A 13805-nucleotide genomic window follows, 5' to 3' on the forward strand; every position below is an offset into this window, starting at 1 on the left:
AAAAATCGTTGACAAACACTTCGTACCGCTGATATAATATTTGGCCAAAATTTGACAAAATGCCGCAAATCAGGTATAATCAAATTGGAAAGAGGTGGTAGCACTCAATGGCTAAAAATGCGCTATTGGAGATCAAACGCACCATGGAGACCCACGTTGGCCAGAAGATCATGCTTCGGGCGAACGGTGGGCGCCGGAAGACCATTGAACGTTCGGGAGTTCTGGAAGAAACCTACCCTTCTGTTTTCATCGTCAAGCTGGACCAAGAGCAGCAGACCTTCAAGCGCGTGTCCTACAGCTACGCCGACATTCTGACGGAGTCCGTCGAGGTGACCGTATGCAAGGATGACGGGCAGGTGCGGATCACTTACATACAGAATTAGCGACATAGAGCGGCGAAATCCCGGGGGATTTTGCCGTTTGTGCTGTCCAGGGATAAGGGTCCTCATCTTGGCGCACAATAGCCGCATACACACATTTTATGCCGGCTATCAGCGGCGCAGGAGGTGGACAGCCATGGGCAGGAGACGCCGCGGCGTCATGTCCGAGGAGCTCAAGTACGAGCTGGCCAAGGATCTCGGCTTCTATAACAAGGTTCAGCAGGAAGGCTGGGGCGGGATCACGACCAAGGATGCCGGGAATATGGTGAAGCGGGCCATCCAGATTGCGGAGCAGGCTTCCCGGGGACCGCAGGGTCCCTACGGCAGATAAGAGCATGCATCGGTTGGGCCGGAGCGGGAGCGCTTCGGTCTTTTGGCGTACAGGGCTTGGAGCTTACGGAAAGGCGCCATGTGCTTTTCTGCCTTCGGTTTGTTATAATATGTAAAGCTGAAGGGGCTTATAGCCGAAAGAAGGTGCGGGAATGAAAATCATGGAGAAAGCCGCCGCCAAGATCAATCTGACCTTGGATGTGCTGCGCAAGCGCGACGACGGATACCACGAGGTTGAGATGATCATGACCATGGTCGACCTGGCAGACCGGATCGAGATGCAGGAGCTGCCGAGGGACACCATCATCATATCCAGCCAGGCCGGATACATTCCGCTCGACGAGAAGAATCTGGCGTTCCAAGCGGCTAAGCTGATCAAGGACCGGTATGAGGTGAAGCACGGCGTATACATACATTTGGACAAAAAAATTCCCGTCGCCGCCGGCTTGGCGGGAGGAAGCAGCGATGCCGCCGCCACCCTGCGGGGGCTGAACCGCTTGTGGAGGCTGGGCATCGGAGATCAGGAACTTCGGGAGCTGGGCGCCGAATTGGGCTCGGACGTGCCCTTCTGTGTCACGGGCGGGACGGCCGTGGCCCGGGGACGAGGGGAGAAGCTGGAGTTCATCGATTCGCCGCCGGGATGCTGGGTCGTCTTGGCCAAGCCGCCCATCAACGTATCCACCGCCGATGTGTACGGCAAGCTGCGGGCAGACCGGATCGAGCGCCACCCCGATACGGCTGCAGTGATAGAGGCCATCCGGCAGAAGGACTTCCAGGCGCTGTGCGGCGGGCTCGGCAACGTGCTGGAGGAGGTGACCCTCTCCTTGTACCCGGAGGTGCGCCAGCTGAAGGACTGCATGGTCCGTCTGGGAGCGGACGGCGTGCTCATGTCCGGAAGCGGTCCCACGGTGTTCGGAATCTGCGCCAAGGAGTCCAAGGCGACCCGGGTCTACAACGGGCTGCGGGGGTTCTGCAAGGAAGTCTATGCCGTCAGGCTTCTGACGAAGGAAAACAATTAGGATTTTGCCCTTATGTCACCTTGATGTAAGAATAATTTTCATGAGAACCTTGAACATTTACGGACAAAAATGATATATTCTCATTATAATATTCGGATTTTGCTATGCATGATTCGCATCAGGGGGTGCGTCGATGAAGAAATTGAAAAGAAGCGCAAGATTGGTGGAAATGACGCAATATTTGCTGTTCCGCCCCCATACGCTTATTCCTTTGACTACATTCGCCGAGCGCTACAGCTCGGCTAAATCCTCGATCAGCGAGGATCTGGCCATCATCAAGGAAGTGTTCGAGATGGAGGGCCTGGGTGATCTTCAGACCTTGGCGGGTGCCGCCGGAGGCGTGAAGTTCATTCCGCGGGTGCCGAAGGCGAAGTCGCTGGGCTTCATCCAGGACATCTGCCGGCAGCTGGAGCAGCCGGAGCGTATTCTTCCCGGCGGGTACATGTACATGTCCGACCTGCTGGGCCGGCCTATGGTGCTGAACGAGATCGGCAAGATGTTCGCCACCGCCTTCTCCGGAAGGGACATCGACGTGGTGATGACCGTGGAGACGAAGGGCATTCCCATGGCTTACGCCGTGGCGACTCATCTGAATCTGCCGGTGGTCATCGTGCGGCGGGACAATCGGGTGACCGAAGGCTCCGCCGTCAGCATCAACTACGTCTCAGGCTCCAACAAGCGGATCCAGACCATGTCTCTCTCGAGACGGGCGCTGAAGGAGGAGTCCCGGGTGCTGATCATCGACGACTTCATGCGCGCGGGCGGTACGATCCACGGCATGATGGACCTGCTTCAGGAGTTCCGCGCCACGGTCAAGGGCGTCGGGGTGTTCGTCGAATCCGACGAAGTGGAAGAGCATCTCGTGGACGAGTATGTGTCGCTGGCCCGGCTCTCCGGCGTGGATTCCAAGACGCGCCAGGTGAAGGTTGTGCCGGGCAACTATTTTGACGAGGAAGAAGTCGGGGAGGACTGAACGACATGTTGAAGACCATAGCGACTCCGAACGCCCCTGCGGCGATCGGCCCTTATTCCCAAGCGGTGGTGTGCGGCAGCCTGCTGTTCACCTCCGGTCAGATTCCCTTGAAGCCGGACGGGCAGCTCCTGCAGGGCGGCATCAAGGAGCAGGCGGAGCAGGTGTTTAAGAATTTGGAAGCGGTTCTAACGGAGGCGGGTTCCAGCTTCGGACAAGTGGTGAAGGCTACCGTCTTCCTGAAGGATATGAACCAGTTCGGCGAGCTGAATGAGGTGTATGCCTCCTACTTCGGCGATCACAAGCCGGCGCGCTCCACCGTAGAAGTGGCGCGGCTTCCGAGGGATGTGCTTGTCGAAATCGAGCTGGTTGCAACGATAAATGTCGAAATAGTTTAAGTTGTAGGATTATTTAAAAAAATACCTAAAAACCTTCAAAAAAAAGAAGGAATTTACCAGTTGTTGTGGAAATATACAGCAAGTCTCGATAAGTTCAAAGGTGGTGAACAGAGAAGTGCAAATTACCGACGTAAGACTCCGCCGAGTCAACTCCGAAGGGAGAATGAAGGCCATCGCCTCCATTACCATCGATAATGAATTCGTGGTTCACGACATTCGCGTCATCGACGGGAACAATGGAATGTTCGTCGCCATGCCGAGCAAGCGGACCCCGGACGGAGAGTTCCGCGACATCGCTCATCCGATTTCCTCCTCCACCCGGGAGAAGATCCAAGCGGCTGTCCTCGCTGAGTACGAGAGGGCGGCAGTGGATGAGGACGTAATGGAAGAAGGAGCTTAATAGCAAGTTCGCTATGGGAGCCGCTCGGCTCTCTTTTCTTTTGCCCCAAAGTGAGATATATTCAATATGGACTTTATACAAACGGAGTTGATGGATTTGAATATATTTAGTATCGTTTTGGCCGCAGGCCAAGGGAAGCGCATGAAATCGAAGCTCTACAAGGTCCTGCACCCCGTTTGCGGCAAGCCGATGGTGGGACACGTGCTGGATGCGGTGGAGAGTCTCCAGGCAGCCCGCAAGATCGTCGTAGTCGGGCATGGAGCCGAGATGGTGAAGGAAGTTCTGGGAGACCGGGCCGAATATGTGCTGCAATCTGAGCAGCTGGGCACCGGTCATGCTGCGTTGCAGGCGAAGGATCTGCTGGCGTCCGAGGACGGCATTACCTTCGTGGTGTGCGGGGACACCCCGCTGATCCGGGAGGAGACGCTGCGCAGCATGGTGGAGCTGCATCAAAGCCGGGGAGCCGCTGCGACGGTGCTGACGGCGGAGTTCGCCAACCCCCACGGCTATGGCCGGGTCCTAAGGGATGCGTCCGGGCAGGTGTCGGCCATCGTCGAGCAGAAGGATTGCTCGCCTGAGCAGGCGGCGGTCCGGGAGATCAACACCGGCAGCTACTGCTTCGACAACAAGAAGCTGTTCGCCGCTCTGGCGCAGGTGAAGAACGATAATGCCCAGAAGGAGTATTATCTGACCGACGTGATCAAGATTCTGAAGGACCAGGGCGATACGGTGCTGGCCCATTGCACGGACGACCTGGCCGAGGCTATCGGCGTGAACGACCGGGTAGCGCTTTCCGAGGCGGAGGGCCTCATGCGCAGCCGCATTATCAGGCAGCATATGGTGAACGGGGTTACGGTCATAGACCCGGGGAACACTTATATTGAGAAGGACGTGCAGATCGGGGCGGATACCGTGCTTCTGCCGGGCTGCATCCTGAAGGGGACCACGGTGATCGGCGGGGACTGCATCATCGGCCCGTTCGTGGAGATGACGGATTCCACCGTGGGCAGCGGCGTCCACATCAAGCAGTCCGTGCTGCTCGAAGCTTCGGTCGGCAACAGCGTCAGCATCGGCCCCTTCGCCTATCTGCGTCCGGGCGCCAAGCTGGCGGACTCGGTCAAGGTCGGCGATTTCGTAGAGATCAAGAACGCCGTGATCGGCGAAGGCAGCAAGGTGCCGCACTTGAGCTATGTCGGCGATGCCATCGTGGGCAGCGGCGTCAACATCGGCTGCGGCGTCATTACGGCCAACTACGACGGCTTCAATAAATCGACTACGGAGATTGAGGACGGCGCCTTCATCGGCAGCAACTCCAACCTGATTGCTCCGGTCAAGATCGGCAAAGGCGCGTATGTGGTAGCGGGCTCCACCATCACCCAAGAGGTGGGGGAGAACGACGTGGCCATCGCGCGTGAGCGCCAAGTGAACAAAAAGGGGTATGCGGAGAAGATCCGCAACCGCTTCAAGGCGAAGAAGGATCAGGACAAGGAATCACATTAACCTTTCTGGATACCCAGCAAGGCCGACTTCCGAGGGGGAACCGTTAGTGGCTTATCTAGACCCGAAATTGAAGATTTTCACCTGCAACTCCAACCCGAAGCTGGCTCAGGAAATCAGCGCCTACATCGGCCTTCCTCTGGGGGACGCCGAGGCGCTCCAATTCAGCGACGGAGAGATCCGCATCAAGCTTAATGAAAGCGTACGGGGCTGTGACGTCTACGTGATCCAGTCCACCTGTTATCCGGTCAATGACAACCTGATGGAGCTTCTCGTGATGGTCGACGCCTTGAAGCGTGCTTCCGCCAAGAGCATCAACGTGGTCATGCCGTATTACGGCTATGCGCGGCAGGACCGCAAAGCGCGTTCCCGTGATCCGATCACCGCCAAGCTGGTTGCGAAGATGATCGAAACCGCAGGCGCCAACCGGGTCATCAGCATGGACCTGCACGCCACCCAGATCCAGGGCTTCTTCGACATTCCCGTGGATCACCTGCTGGGAGTCACCATCCTAGGCAAGTACTTCCGCAACAAAAGCTTCCCGAACGTAACCGTCGTCTCCCCGGACCACGGCGGCGTCGTCCGCGCCCGCAGGCTGGCCGACTATCTGTCCGCGCCGCTGGCCATCATTGACAAGCGCCGCCCGGAGCCCAACGTCTCGGAGGTCATGAACATCATCGGCGACATTAAGGGCCGCACGGCCATTCTGATCGACGACATCATCGATACGGCCGGCACCATGGTGCTGGCGGCCAACGCCTTGAAGGAATACGGCGCCGAGTCCGTATACGCCTGCTCCACCCATCCGGTCCTGTCCGGTCCGGCCATGGAGCGCATCGACAAGTCGCCGCTGCAGGAGCTGGTTGTCACCAACACCATTCCGCTGCTTCACCCGGAGCCGTCCTCCAAGGTGAAGGTGCTGTCTGTGGCTCCGACCATCGGGGAAGCGATCATCCGCATCCACGAGCAGCTGCCGATCAGCAAGCTCTTCGAGGATTAAGGGACAGCTGGATGGAACCTCCTGATTTTGGGCATACTAGAAGGTAGATTGCTGGTTCTACTGGTATCGATCACTAGTGCAGCCGAAAAGGCCAGGAGGTTCTCACATATGGTACTGTCATTGAAAGCGGAAGTCCGCGACGGCTCGACGAAACATGCGGTGAAGCAGCTTCGCTCTTCGGGCAAGGTTCCGGGGGTGGTATACGGCAAGAAGGTCGGCAGCACGACCATCGCTGTGGAAGCGAAGGAGCTCCTGATGCTGCTTCGTTCCAATCCCCACGCCATCGTCGAGATGGATCTCCCGCAGGGAGGCAAGCAGCCCGTCATGATCCATGAGGTGCAGCGGGACAAGATCACCCGGAATCTGCTGCATATCGACTTCCACCAGATCAACATGGACGAGCCCGTCCGCACCTCCGTCACCTTGGAGCTGGTGGGTGAGCCCAAGGGCGAGCAGGAGGGCGGCATGCTGCAGGTGCAGATGCACGAGGTCGAGATCCGCTGCTTGCCGGCGCTTATACCCGGGGCCATCCGATACGACATCTCGGCCATGGAGCTGGGCGACACCGTCCTGGTGCGGGATCTGGTCATGCCGGAAGGCATCGAGCTGAAGTCTCACGCGGAGGATGTGGTGGCGACCCTCTTGGCGCCGCAGAAGGAAGCGGAGGAGCCGGATGAGGCAGCTGCACAAGCGGAAGCCAAGGGCAAGCCTGCTGCAGAGGCCGTGCAGCAAACGGCGGAGACCGTATCCTGAACAGAAAGAACGGGCGGCAACCTTCGTTGCGCCCGTTTTTTATTTTGATATCCGAGGTAAGAGGGTTCCTGAGCAGCGATAGAGCGCTTACATTCCTTCAGTAACCGGGCCGTGAGATGAACGTGTAGAGGCTCCTCCGGTAATAAAGGTTGCCGATCTTGATGAACTCCCGGGATATGCCTTGGACGAAACCGATATCCAAGTGCCGGCGGCCATTGTACACCTGAACGGGAATGCCGTGCTCCATATGGTCGAGGAAATGGATGTCCTCGCTCAATACTTGGCCGAAAGAATACACGATTAACCTCCTTATGGAAACGGATTGTGCGTATCGACAGCATGCCGTTTGCCCGGGCTCCACCGGTTGTTGAAGGATCCGCGGGGCCGGTATTTCGAATAGAGGCTTATATGAGATATGACAAAGGATACCATGCAAAGGTTTGATCTGAAAATCATGTTTTTGTAAAAAATCTTCATAAATGGCGTCAAAGGGGAGAAACCGGATGAAATGGTTTGTAGGGCTGGGAAATCCAGGGAACCAATATGAGAAAACGCGTCACAACGTCGGGTTCATGGCGCTGGACCGGGCGGCGGCGGAATGGGGAATCGCCTGGAAGCCCCACGGGAAGAGCAAGGCCCTCGTCGGAGAGGGGAACGTCCAGGGGGAGAAGGTCGTGCTGATCAAGCCACAGACCTATATGAATTTGTCCGGCGAATCGGTCCGGGGCTTCATGGACTTCTACAAGGCGAAGCTGGAGGATATGGTGGTGCTCTACGATGACCTCGATACCCCGTTCGGGCAGATCCGGCTCAGGTATCAGGGAAGCGCCGGCGGGCACAACGGCATCAAGTCCATCATCGCTCACACAGGCACGCAGACCTTCAACCGGATCCGGATCGGAATCTCGCGCCCGCAGCCGGGCTTCGACATCGCGAACTACGTCCTGGCCGACTTTCGCAAGGAGGAGTTCAAGGAGCTGCCGGCGGTGCTGGAGCGGACCGGGGACGCCATGACCTTCGCCCTCTCCCATACCTTCGAGCAGACCATGGCCAAATACAACGGGTAACGAAAGTGCGGCGCCCGTATGGAAACCCTCCTGTTCAGGGCATACTGTCAGGTATACCATGAATGCGGGAGGCATACATATGGCCATAAAGTACATTTGCCGTCATTGCCACACAGATATCGGACAGATCGACAGCGACGCGGTCAGCGAATTCCAGCTGGGCTTCCATTTCTTGACCCCTGATGAGCGTAGAGATATAATAGCATATAGCCAAAATGGCGACGTAACGGTCAAAGTGACATGCGATTACTGCAGGCAGGCCCTGGAGACCCATCCGGAGCTTGTGCTCGTCGCCAATCCGCTTCAATAAGGCATAGCAGTATGGTGACAAGGCCTTGGCGAGGATTCGCCCGGGCTTTTTTTGGATGCCAAAAAGAAGAGCATGCTCCGCCTCTTACCGGGGGCCGGGGCACAATCCAGTATGTCCGCAAGGTATAAGGAGTGGTTCTACGTTGCAGGCCTTGATACATGCCTTTTCCCAAGATCCCGACTTCCGTTCCATCGCATCAGGGCTTGCGGGCGGACTTCGAGAGCAGATCATCTCAGGCCTCTCCGGTTCATCCCGGCAGGTCATGATCGCGGCCCTAGCCGTAGAAGCCCAGCGGCCGGTCGTGGTGCTAACGCACAATATGTTTGCCGCCCAAAAAATCACGGAGGACCTGACGGAATGTCTCTCCTCCGATCAAGTGATCCTGTTCCCCGCCCAGGAGCTGATGGTGGCGGAGATGGTCGCCCAAAGCCCGGAGATGCTGTCTCGGCGAATTGACGCCCTGACGCGCCTTGCCGCCGGCTTTCGGGGCGTTCTTGTCGTTCCTTACGCCGGGCTGCGGAAGCTGCTTCCGCCCCAGCAGGTGTTCGCCGAAGCCTTAATCCGCGTGAAGACCGGGGAGACGGTCCAGCTGGACAGCCTGCTCCGCAGGATGTCGGCCATGGGCTACGAGCGGTCGGACAAGGTGGAGAATAAGGGCGAAATGAGTGTCCGCGGCGGCATTCTGGACTTCTTCCCGATGACGGCTCCCAACCCGTACCGCATCGAGCTGTTCGATGACGAAGTGGATTCCATCCGGACCTTCGATACGGCCGAGCAGCGGTCCATCGAGAAGCTGGACGAGGTGGAGATCCGCCCTTGCAAGGAGCTTCTCGCCGATAGTAAGCGATTCCAAAGCGCGGCCCAGCATGCCTACGAGCTGCTGCAGGACCAGCTGTCCAAGATGTCGGACCGCTCAGCCAAGACCAAGCTGCAGGAAGAGATCATGCAGGAGATCGAGATGCTCCGGCAGGAGCAGTATTTCCCCGCTATGGCCAAGTATATCTCCATGCTGTATCCCGAGCGCCAGACGCTCTTGGACCAGCTGCCGCCGGATACGGTGCTCGTCATCGACGAGCCGGCCCGGATCGTGGAGACGGCCAAGCAGCTGGAGCGGGACGAGGCCGAATGGATTACCGGCATGCTGCAGGAGGGCAAGAGCCTGCCTGCCTTCGTCATCTCCAAGCCGTATGAATCGCTTCTGCACCGCAAGCCGTTCCCCTGTGTGTACTTGTCCCTGTTCCTCCGCCAGGTGGCGGGGGCCAGCCCGCAGAACATCGTCAACGTGCCTTGCCGTCCCATGCAGAACTTCCACGGCCAGATGAACGTGCTGAAGTCGGAGATGGAGCGGTGGAGGAAGACCGGCTCCAAGGTGCTGCTCTTGGCCCAAGGCCGGGAACGGATCGATAAGGTCCGCCGCGTGCTGCAGGATTACCATATTGAGGAGCCCGAGCTGATTCTGGATGGCAACCTGCAGGCCGGCTTCGAGATTCCTTCCGTCCGGCTGGTGGTCATCACCGAAGGAGAGCTCTTCACCCAGAAGCAGCGCAAGGCCCGGAAGATCGACAAGAAGCTGGAGAATGCCGAGCGGATCAAGAGCTATCAGGAGCTGAAGGTCGGCGATTATGTGGTTCATGTAAACCATGGCATCGGCAAATACGTCGGCATCGGCACGCTGGAGATCAACGGGATCCACAAGGACTATATTCATATCTTATATGCCGGAGGCGACAAGCTCTCCGTCCCGATCGACCAGATCGACCTGATTCAGAAGTACGTGGGAGCCGACGAAGGCAAGGAGCCCAAGATCTACAAGCTGGGCGGCACGGAGTGGAGCAAGGTCAAGAGCAAGGCCCGCTCGGCCGTTCAGGACATTGCGGACGACCTGATCAAGCTGTACGCAGAGCGGCAGTCCCGTCCCGGCTATGCGTTCAGCAAGGACACGCCGTACCAGAAGGACTTCGAGGGGATGTTCCCCTACGAGGAGACCCGGGACCAGAGCCGGGCCATCGAGGAGATCAAGGTGGACATGGAGCGTTCTCGTCCGATGGACCGTCTGCTCTGCGGCGACGTGGGCTACGGCAAGACGGAGGTGGCCATCCGGGCCGCCTTCAAGGCGGCAATCGACGGCAAGCAGGTGGCTGTGCTGGTACCGACGACCATCCTGGCCCAGCAGCATTACGAGACCTTCAAGGAGCGGTTCTCCGGCTTCCCCTTCAACGTTCAGGTGCTGAGCCGGTTCCGGTCCAAGAAGGAACAGAACGAGACGATCAAGGGAGTCAAGAACGGAACGGTGGACGTCGTCATCGGCACCCATCGTCTCTTGTCCACCGATATGGTATGGAAGGACCTGGGCCTTCTCATTGTGGACGAGGAGCAGCGGTTCGGCGTGTCTCACAAGGAGAAGCTGAAGCGGCTGAAGACGAATGTGGACGTGCTGACCTTGACCGCTACCCCGATTCCGCGGACCCTGCACATGTCCATGCTGGGCGTCCGGGATCTCTCCGTCATCGAGACCCCGCCGGAGAACCGTTTCCCGGTTCAAACCTATGTGGTCGAGTACGGCAACGCGCTGGTGCGGGAGGCCATCGAGCGGGAGCTGGCCCGTGAGGGGCAGGTGTACTTCCTGTACAACCGGGTCCAAGGCATCCAGCAGATGGCGGACCAGATTACCATGCTGGTACCGGATGCACGGGTGGCGGTGGCCCACGGGCAGATGTCCGAGCAGGAGCTGGAGAAGACCATCCTGGACTTCCTGGACGGAGAATACGACGTCTTGGTCAGCACCAGCATCATCGAGACCGGCGTGGACATCCCCAATGTGAACACGCTGATCGTCCATGATGCGGATAAGATGGGCTTGTCCCAGCTGTATCAGCTCCGCGGCCGGGTAGGCCGGTCCAACCGGATCGCCTATGCGTACTTTACCTACCAGCGGGACAAGGTCCTGACCGAGGTGGCGGAGAAGCGGCTGCAGGCCATTAAGGAATTCACCGAGCTGGGCTCCGGCTTCAAGATCGCCATGCGGGACCTGTCCATCCGGGGCGCGGGCAATCTGCTCGGAGCGGAGCAGCATGGCTTCATCGCCTCCGTGGGCTTCGATCTGTATTCGCAGATGCTGGCCGAGGAGGTCCAGAAGCGCAAGGCCGAGCTGGGCGAGCCCCAGCCGGAGAAGCGGGCCTTCATCACCCAGCTGGACGTGCAGCTTGACGCGTATCTGCCGTCCGATTATATTTATGACAGCATGCAGAAGATCGAAATTTACAAGAAAGTGGCCACCGCAACCTCGCTGGATGAGGTGGAGGATCTGGAGGAGGAGCTGACGGACCGGTTCGGCGACCTGCCCCAGGCAGTACGCAGCCTCATGACGGTAGCCCGGATCCGAATCTACGGCTCGGAATATCAGATCGAAGCCATCAAGCAGCGTGGAGAAGACTACGAGCTGATCTTCCAGCCCGCCGCCGCAGAGCGGGTGGACCCGAAGAAGCTGGCCTCTCTCCAGAGCGCCTTCGAGAACCGGATCCGCACCGTACCGGGAGCCGGCCACCAGCTTCTGTTCAAGGGAAAGGGACTTACGCCGGAGCAGTCTATCGAATGGCTGGAACGGTTCTTGGTACAATATAAAGATGCTCTCAAACCGAAAGGGGAATTAGAGAATGTTGCAAACTCTTAAGAAGGCCCGGGCGCCCAAGCTGATGCTGGTGGCGGTAATGGGAGCTGCGTTGGCGGTATCCGGATGCGGCAAGAAGGAAGGCGAAAGCGGCGGGTCGAAAACCGTCGTGGCTACGTACAAAGGCGGCGAGATTAACCAGACCGAGATGAATACGTTCGCGAGCATCTTCTTCTCGCAGTACGGTCCCGTGGAAGGCAACGCTCAGCTCCAGGAGTATGTGCTGAAGCAGCTGGCCACCATGAAGATTCTGTCCGCCCGCGCAAGCGATGCCAACAAGAAGGCGGCGGAGACCGAGGCGAAGGACCAGATCAAGCAAATGCAGGACATGTACGATGCCCAAGAGAAGGGCTCCTTCGATAAGCAGTTGAAAGAGCTGAAGGTCACCAAGGCGGATCTGGAAACCTACATCACCATGAGCGGTTCAGTGGTGAAGGAAGCGAGCAGCAAAGTGACCGATCAGCAGGTGAAGGACAACTACGACCAGAAGCTGAAGGTCGACCCCCATGCATTCGATGTGGCGTCCGTCGCCCATATCCTGGTTGCCCTGAAGGATCCGAGCGATCCGACCGGCGCCAAGGATCTGCGCACGAAGGATGAGGCCAAGAAGCGTGCCGACGAGGTGAAGGCGAAGCTGACCGCAGGCGGCGACTTCGCGGTGCTGGCCAAGGAATATTCCGACGATCCGGGCTCCAAGGATAAGGGAGGCAAGTACGAGAACGAGAACCTCGGCACAACCGCATGGGATCCGGCCTTCAAGGAGAAGGCGATCCAGCAGCCGGTGGGCCAGATCGGCAGCCCGTTCGAGAGCTCCTTCGGCTACCACATCATGAGAGTGGACAAGCGTGAAGCTCAGACCATCGATGCCGTCAAGGAATCGCTGAAGAGCGAGTTGGCCGATGCCAGCATTAGCGATTTCATGACCAAGGAGCTGCCGACTCTGGACTTCAAGGTCACCGCTCCGGCAGCATCGGCTTCTCCTGCCGCATCGTCCGCCGCGTCGCCGGCCGCTTCACCTGCAGCCTCTCCGGCAGCATCCCCGGCAGCATCGCCGGCTGCGAAATAAGGTACCAGGCACCCCTCGGGGTGCTTTTTGTTTTTCTGAGGAGAATGAACTTGGCAAGAGCTGGCGGCATTGTATAAGTTAAATTTGGACATAATGTAAACACCGGGGGGAAGGCAGCCGGCCCAGTGGCGGATGCATAAGAAGGGACCCGCCAGGTCAAGGTAAGACGCGCATAAGACAATGGGAATCGAAGAATACTATGGACAAGTACTCGATCTCCCCTCCACAAGTGATACAGCTCGCATCATGAGAAACCAACTAATCTTCGTGGAAAGCGAGGCATCAAGAGGCATGAAAGCAACTGGGATTGTTCGTCGCATTGACGATTTGGGCAGGGTTGTCATTCCGAAGGAAATTCGCCGGACATTGAGAATTCGTGAGGGCGATCCCCTCGAAATTTTCGTAGACCGCGATGGAGAAGTCATCCTGAAGAAGTACTCGCCGATCGGCGAGCTGGGCGATTTCGCCAAGGAATATGCCGAATCGCTGTACGAAAGCACAGGCCATATTACGATGATCTCCGACCGCGATAATATTATCGCCATCTCCGGCGCCTCTAAGAAGGACTATCTGGATAAGCAAATCGGACCGCTGGTGGAGACCAGCATGGACCAGCGCAAGGCTTCGATCGAAGCTACAGCAGGCCAATACGAAATCTGCAAGGACTTGGAGGAAACCTACAGCTCCTTCGTCATCGCCCCGATTGTGGCGGGCGGCGACCCGATCGGATCCGTTATTCTGATCAGCAAAGAAGAAGGCGTGAAAATGGGCCAGATGGAAGTCAAAATGGCGGAGACCGCATCCGGATTCTTGGCCAAGCAAATGGAGCAGTAAGACCAGGTTGACCATAGCCCTAGAAAATACGCTTCCTTACGAGAAAAAGTCGACTTTTTCTTGGGGGAAGCTTTTTTTGTGCGGAAGAAGGGAAGGCAGGTTCTGGCAATGCCC

15 protein-coding genes are annotated in these 13805 nt (G+C 57.9%); 14 read left to right on the top strand and 1 reads right to left on the bottom strand.

The genetic code is table 11. The features are described 5' to 3' along the window. Positions 1–107 precede the first annotated feature (107 nt). The 9 genes from veg to ACSEXW_RS25165 all read left to right on the top strand — a co-directional run bounded on the left by veg (position 108) and on the right by ACSEXW_RS25165 (position 6747). A complete protein-coding gene (gene veg / locus ACSEXW_RS25125; RefSeq protein WP_438448944.1) occupies positions 108–383 on the top strand; it encodes a biofilm formation stimulator Veg in 276 nt (91 codons plus the stop codon). 133 nt (positions 384–516) lie between these two features. Then, positions 517–711 (top strand): small, acid-soluble spore protein, alpha/beta type, encoded by a 195-nt coding sequence (locus tag ACSEXW_RS25130; protein WP_438448945.1) that lies wholly within the window; start codon positions 517–519, stop codon positions 709–711. A gap of 151 nt (positions 712–862) precedes the next feature. After that, positions 863–1729 carry a 4-(cytidine 5'-diphospho)-2-C-methyl-D-erythritol kinase gene (gene ispE, locus ACSEXW_RS25135; protein ID WP_438448946.1) on the top strand — a complete coding sequence of 289 codons (867 nt, stop codon included), beginning with the start codon at positions 863–865 and terminating at the stop codon, positions 1727–1729. Positions 1730–1862: 133 nt separating this feature from the next. Next, positions 1863–2702 (top strand): pur operon repressor, encoded by an 840-nt coding sequence (purR, locus tag ACSEXW_RS25140; protein WP_438448947.1) that lies wholly within the window; start codon positions 1863–1865, stop codon positions 2700–2702. Positions 2703–2707: 5 nt separating this feature from the next. Continuing rightward, entirely contained in the window at positions 2708–3097 is a 390-nt protein-coding gene (locus ACSEXW_RS25145; RefSeq protein ID WP_438448948.1) for a RidA family protein, read from the top strand. Positions 3098–3212: 115 nt separating this feature from the next. Beyond that, on the top strand, positions 3213–3497 hold the full coding sequence (gene spoVG, locus ACSEXW_RS25150; protein WP_438448949.1) for a septation regulator SpoVG: 285 nt from the start codon (positions 3213–3215) through the stop codon (positions 3495–3497). Positions 3498–3593: 96 nt separating this feature from the next. Then, the gene (glmU, locus tag ACSEXW_RS25155) at positions 3594–4997 is read left to right on the top strand and encodes a bifunctional UDP-N-acetylglucosamine diphosphorylase/glucosamine-1-phosphate N-acetyltransferase GlmU (RefSeq protein WP_438448950.1); all 1404 of its coding nucleotides are present in this window, start codon (positions 3594–3596) and stop codon (positions 4995–4997) included. A 46-nt stretch (positions 4998–5043) separates the two neighbouring features. Further along, positions 5044–5994 (top strand): ribose-phosphate diphosphokinase, encoded by a 951-nt coding sequence (locus tag ACSEXW_RS25160; RefSeq protein ID WP_438448951.1) that lies wholly within the window; start codon positions 5044–5046, stop codon positions 5992–5994. A 108-nt stretch (positions 5995–6102) separates the two neighbouring features. Continuing rightward, positions 6103–6747 carry a 50S ribosomal protein L25 gene (locus tag ACSEXW_RS25165; protein WP_438448952.1) on the top strand — a complete coding sequence of 215 codons (645 nt, stop codon included), beginning with the start codon at positions 6103–6105 and terminating at the stop codon, positions 6745–6747. A gap of 97 nt (positions 6748–6844) precedes the next feature. On the opposite strand, the gene ACSEXW_RS25170 is transcribed toward ACSEXW_RS25165, so the two are convergent. Further along, on the bottom strand, positions 6845–7045 hold the full coding sequence (locus ACSEXW_RS25170) for a hypothetical protein (RefSeq protein ID WP_438448953.1): 201 nt from the start codon (positions 7043–7045) through the stop codon (positions 6845–6847). Positions 7046–7250: 205 nt separating this feature from the next. On the opposite strand from ACSEXW_RS25170, the gene pth reads away from it, so the two are divergent. The 5 genes from pth (at position 7251) to spoVT (ending at position 13691) form a co-directional block, all read left to right on the top strand. Then, a complete protein-coding gene (gene pth / locus ACSEXW_RS25175; RefSeq protein ID WP_438448954.1) occupies positions 7251–7814 on the top strand; it encodes an aminoacyl-tRNA hydrolase in 564 nt (187 codons plus the stop codon). Between the two features lie 79 nt (positions 7815–7893). Beyond that, the gene (gene fin, locus ACSEXW_RS25180; protein ID WP_438448955.1) at positions 7894–8124 is read left to right on the top strand and encodes an anti-sigma-F factor Fin; all 231 of its coding nucleotides are present in this window, start codon (positions 7894–7896) and stop codon (positions 8122–8124) included. A 142-nt stretch (positions 8125–8266) separates the two neighbouring features. Beyond that, complete coding sequence (gene mfd / locus ACSEXW_RS25185; RefSeq protein WP_438448956.1) at positions 8267–11794, top strand: transcription-repair coupling factor; 3528 nt, start codon at positions 8267–8269, stop codon at positions 11792–11794. After that, the gene (locus tag ACSEXW_RS25190) at positions 11778–12857 is read left to right on the top strand and encodes a peptidylprolyl isomerase (protein ID WP_438448957.1); all 1080 of its coding nucleotides are present in this window, start codon (positions 11778–11780) and stop codon (positions 12855–12857) included. The genes mfd and ACSEXW_RS25190 overlap by 17 nt, the downstream gene beginning before the upstream one ends. Before the next feature lie 291 nt (positions 12858–13148). Then, positions 13149–13691, top strand: a complete 543-nt coding sequence (gene spoVT / locus ACSEXW_RS25195; protein WP_438448958.1) for a stage V sporulation protein T — start codon at positions 13149–13151, stop codon at positions 13689–13691. The last annotated feature ends 114 nt before the right edge of the window (positions 13692–13805 follow it).

This window comes from Oryzibacillus soli (assembly GCF_051594765.1).
In the GTDB taxonomy this organism is placed as follows: domain Bacteria; phylum Bacillota; class Bacilli; order Paenibacillales; family NBRC-103111; genus Paenibacillus_AR.

Excerpts from the sequence above, each read along its gene's own strand:
- purR (WP_438448947.1), top strand. The coding sequence starts at position 1,863 with ATGAAGAAATTGAAAAGAAGCGCAAGATTGGTGGAAATGACGCAATAT.
- ACSEXW_RS25165 (WP_438448952.1), top strand. The coding sequence starts at position 6,103 with ATGGTACTGTCATTGAAAGCGGAAGTCCGCGACGGCTCGACGAAACAT.
- pth (WP_438448954.1), top strand. The coding sequence starts at position 7,251 with ATGAAATGGTTTGTAGGGCTGGGAAATCCAGGGAACCAATATGAGAAA.
- veg (WP_438448944.1), top strand. The coding sequence starts at position 108 with ATGGCTAAAAATGCGCTATTGGAGATCAAACGCACCATGGAGACCCAC.
- ispE (WP_438448946.1), top strand. The coding sequence starts at position 863 with ATGAAAATCATGGAGAAAGCCGCCGCCAAGATCAATCTGACCTTGGAT.
- ACSEXW_RS25190 (WP_438448957.1), top strand. The coding sequence starts at position 11,778 with ATGTTGCAAACTCTTAAGAAGGCCCGGGCGCCCAAGCTGATGCTGGTG.
- ACSEXW_RS25130 (WP_438448945.1), top strand. The coding sequence starts at position 517 with ATGGGCAGGAGACGCCGCGGCGTCATGTCCGAGGAGCTCAAGTACGAG.
- fin (WP_438448955.1), top strand. The coding sequence starts at position 7,894 with ATGGCCATAAAGTACATTTGCCGTCATTGCCACACAGATATCGGACAG.
- ACSEXW_RS25145 (WP_438448948.1), top strand. The coding sequence starts at position 2,708 with ATGTTGAAGACCATAGCGACTCCGAACGCCCCTGCGGCGATCGGCCCT.
- spoVT (WP_438448958.1), top strand. The coding sequence starts at position 13,149 with ATGAAAGCAACTGGGATTGTTCGTCGCATTGACGATTTGGGCAGGGTT.